The organism is Neisseria sicca 4320, from assembly GCF_000193735.1.
Lineage (GTDB): Bacteria > Pseudomonadota > Gammaproteobacteria > Burkholderiales > Neisseriaceae > Neisseria > Neisseria sicca_E.
Map to the genome: position 1 here is coordinate 1 of NZ_AEPF01000123.1, position 4,195 is coordinate 4,195.

2 protein-coding genes are annotated in these 4,195 nt (G+C 54.3%); one reads left to right on the forward strand and one right to left on the reverse strand.

Annotated elements, in window-relative coordinates; translation table 11 throughout:
* Nucleotides 1-1,535 (reverse strand): methionine--tRNA ligase (gene metG, locus NSCA4_RS0110705; RefSeq protein WP_016688119.1); only part of this gene is annotated, 1,535 nt, incomplete at its 3' end.
* Between the two features lie 245 nt (nt 1,536-1,780).
* Between metG and NSCA4_RS0110715 the strand changes: the two genes are divergently transcribed.
* Nucleotides 1,781-3,802: an OPT family oligopeptide transporter gene (locus NSCA4_RS0110715; RefSeq protein WP_016688121.1), complete on the forward strand. Its 2,022-nt coding sequence runs from the start codon at nt 1,781-1,783 to the stop codon at nt 3,800-3,802.
* The last annotated feature ends 393 nt before the right edge of the window (nt 3,803-4,195 follow it).

Here is a 4,195-nt window from a genome sequence, read left to right on the forward strand (position 1 = left end):
AAACGCGCGGCGTTGGCGGCGGTTTGCGGCAATACGGGGGCGAGGTAGGCGGTCAGCATGGTGAAGGCGTTGATGAGTTCGCTGCATACTTCGTGCAGGCGTTCGTCTTGACCTTCTTGTTTGGCGAGTTCCCACGGTTTGTTGGCATCGACGTATTCGTTCACGGTGTCTGCCAATGCCATGATGTCGCGCAGGGCGCGGGCGTATTCGCGGTTTTCGTATTGCTCGGCGATGGTGTCGCTTTCGGCGGCGAGTTTTGTCAGCAATGCGCTGCCTGAAACGTCTTTCAGACGACCTTCAAAGCGTTTGGCGATGAAACCTGACGCGCGGGCGGCGATGTTGACGTATTTGCCGACGAGGTCGCTGTTTACGCGGCTGATAAAGTCTTGCAGGTTCAAATCGATGTCTTCGATTTTGCTGTTGAGTTTGGCGGCGATGTAGTAGCGCATCCACTCGGGGTTCAGACCTTGTTCCAGATAGGATTTGGCGGTGATAAACGTGCCGCGCGATTTGGACATTTTTTGTCCGTCCACGGTCAAAAAGCCGTGTGCATACACGCCGGTCGGGGCGCGGTGGCCGGAGAAATGCAGCATGGCGGGCCAGAACAGGGCGTGGAAATAGAGGATGTCTTTGCCGATGAAGTGGTACATCTCGGTTTGGCTGTCGGCTTTGAAGTATTCGTCAAAATCGATGCCGATGCGGTCGCACAGGTTTTTAAACGACGCCATGTAGCCGACGGGCGCGTCCAGCCAAACGTAGAAGTATTTGCCCGGCGCGTCGGGGATTTCGAAACCGAAATACGGCGCGTCGCGGGAGATGTCCCAGTCGGACAGGGTGGTTTCTTCGCCTTCGCCCAGCCATTCTTTCATTTTGTTGAGGGCTTCGGGTTGCAGATGGGGCTTGCCGTCGTGCGGATTATTGCCGGAAGTCCATGCTTTGAGGAAGTCGGCACATTCGCCCAGTTTGAAGAAGAAGTGTTCAGATTCGCGCAATTCGGGTTTGGCACCGGAAACGGCGGAATACGGGTTAATCAGTTCGGTCGGGGAATAGGTCGTGCCGCAGACTTCGCAGTTGTCGCCGTATTGGTCTTGGGCGTGGCATTTGGGGCATTCGCCTTTGACGAAGCGGTCGGGCAGGAACATTTGTTTTTCGGGGTCGAAAAGCTGCTCGATAACGCGGCTTTCGATTTTGCCGTTGGCTTTCAGCGCGCGGTAAATGTCTTGGGAAAACTGTTTGTTTTCAGGGGAATGGGTGCTGTAATAATTGTCGTAGCCGATGAGAAAGCCGGTGAAGTCGGCGAGGTGTTCTTCGCGCACTTTGGCAATCATGTCTTCGGGCGCGATGCCTTGTTTTTGCGCGGCAAGCATCACGGGCGTGCCGTGGGTGTCGTCGGCGCAGCAGTAGTGGCACTCGTGGCCGCGCAGTTTTTGAAAGCGCACCCAAACGTCGGTTTGGATGTGTTCGACCATGTGGCCGAGGTGGATGCTGCCGTTGGCATAGGGCAGGGCGGAGGTAACGAGGATTTTGCGTGTCATGGTTTATGCTTGGGAAAACAATGGATAAAGATGGGAATTATACCGTAAATTGTGCGGACGAGACGGGGGAAAGGTCGTCTGAAAAGGGGGATTTAAGGTTTCAGACGACCTTTTGCCTTTCCGTTTTCTTTGCATATTCTTTGTCTAACTTGACATTTCCTTGCTGTCGCAACACCATAAAGGCAGATTCGGCAGCCGGTTCGAGCCTGCCGTCGTGTTTTTTATCAACCGAAAGGCTATCTACGATGAAACAATCCACTCACGATCCTTATGCGGACTACCGCGAGCTGACGCTTCGGGGCATGATACTCGGTGCGCTGATTACCGTGATCTTTACCGCATCGAACGTTTACCTCGGTTTGAAGGTCGGTCTGACCTTTGCTTCGTCGATTCCGGCTGCGGTGATTTCGATGGCGGTTTTGAAGTTTTTCAAAGGCAGCAATATTTTGGAAAACAATATGGTGCAGACGCAGGCTTCGGCGGCGGGTACACTTTCGACCATCATCTTCGTCCTGCCCGGTTTGCTGATGGCGGGCTACTGGAGCGGTTTCCCGTTTTGGCAGACGACGCTTTTATGTATTGCCGGCGGGATTTTGGGGGTGATTTTCACCATTCCGCTGCGTTACGCGATGGTGGTGAAAAGCGAGTTGCCTTATCCCGAAGGCGTGGCGGCGGCGGAGATTTTGAAAGTCGGCAGCCACGAGGAGGAAGGCCGTCAGGGCGGCAGCGGCATTAAAGAGCTGGCGGCCGGAGGCGCGTTGGCGGGCTTTATGAGCTTTTGTTCCAACGGTTTGCGCGTGATTGCCGACAGCGCGAGTTATTGGTTCAAAAGCGGCACGGCGATTTTCCAACTGCCGATGGGTTTTTCGCTGGCATTGTTGGGCGCGGGCTATCTGGTCGGACTGACGGGCGGTATCGCCATCCTGTTGGGCATTTCGATTGCTTGGGGTATTGCCGTGCCGTATTTTTCATCGCACATTCCGCAGCCTGCTGATATGGAAATGGCGGCGTTTGCGATGAAGCTGTGGAAGGAAAAAGTACGCTTTATCGGTGCGGGTACCATCGGTATCGCGGCGGTTTGGACGCTTTTGATGCTGCTCAAGCCGATGGTGGAAGGCCTGAAAATGTCGTTCAAGAGTTTCGGCGGCGGTGCGCCCGCTGCGGAACGTACAAAACAGGATTTGTCGCCTAAGACCATGATTTTCTGGGTATTGTCCATGATGCTGATTTTGGGCGTATCGTTTTATCACTTTATCGGCGATTCGCATATTACTGGCGGCATGGCTTGGCTTTTGGTGGTCGTTTGTACGCTTTTAGCTTCCATCATCGGCTTCTTGGTCGCTGCCGCCTGTGGTTATATGGCAGGTTTGGTCGGCTCGTCTTCCAGCCCGATTTCCGGTGTGGGCATCGTTTCCATCGTCATCATTTCGCTGGTGTTGTTGGTCGTGGGCGAATCCGGCGGCTTGATGGCGGATGAAGCCAACCGCAAATTCTTGTTGGCACTGACATTGTTCTGCGGCTCGGCGGTGATTTGCGTGGCTTCGATTTCCAACGACAACCTGCAAGACTTGAAAACCGGCTACCTGCTCAAAGCAACGCCTTGGAGACAACAGATTGCGTTGATTATCGGCTGTATCGTCGGCGCATTCGTCATCTCGCCCGTGTTGGAACTGCTCTACGAAGCTTACGGTTTTACCGGCGCCATGCCGCGCGAAGGCATGGACGCGGCACAGGCTTTGGCGGCTCCGCAAGCGACTTTGATGACGACCATCGCGTCGGGTATTTTCGCCCACAACCTTGAATGGGCGTACATCTTCACCGGCATCGCGATCGGCGCGGTGTTGATCGTCGTCGATTTGGTGTTGAAAAAATCGTCCGGCGGCAAACGTGCACTGCCTGTCCTCGCGGTCGGCATGGGCATCTACCTGCCCCCGTCCGTCAATATGCCCATCGTGGTCGGCGCAGTGTTGGCAGCGGTGTTGAAACACATCATCGGCAAGCAAGCGGAAAACCGTGAAGGTCGTCTGAAAAACGCCGAACGCATCGGAACCTTGTTCTCCGCCGGTTTGATTGTCGGCGAAAGCCTGGTCGGCGTGGTGATGGCATTCATCATCGCCTTCTCCGTGACCAACGGCGGCTCCGACGCCCCGCTCGCGCTGGGTCTGGAAAACTGGGAAACCACCGCATCCTGGCTGGGACTGGCGTTTTTCATCACAGGCATGGTGTTCTTCGCCCAACGCGTGTTGAAAGCAGGGCGCGTTAAGTAAGTCGGGTTTGAAAATAAAGAGGTCGTCTGAAAACTGGGATTCAGATTTTCAGACGACCTTGTTTTTATCTGCGGTCTTCAACCTCTTTCGTCTGGCGAGAGAGGGTGGTTCTACGGGTCAAACGAATTTGATTTTACCTAAACCTACAAAGCCACCCCCATCCTAACCTTCCCCCGCCGGACGGGGGAAGGGACAGGTTGCCGTTACAGCAATCCGTAGCGTGGGCTTTGCCCACGAGATGGGAGCAAATGTGATTGTTTTCTGATTTGAATAGTTAAACGGCAAATTTCGTAGGCAAAGCCTACGCTACTTGAGTTATCCTAAGCACGCGTTGATTGAACAAACAAGGTCGTCTGAAAACGAGCGTGAACGAGTTTATTTCTTTAAAACCCG

Coding starts and splice junctions, on each gene's coding strand:
- NSCA4_RS0110715 (WP_016688121.1), top strand. CDS start 1,781: ATGAAACAATCCACTCACGATCCTTATGCGGACTACCGCGAGCTGACG.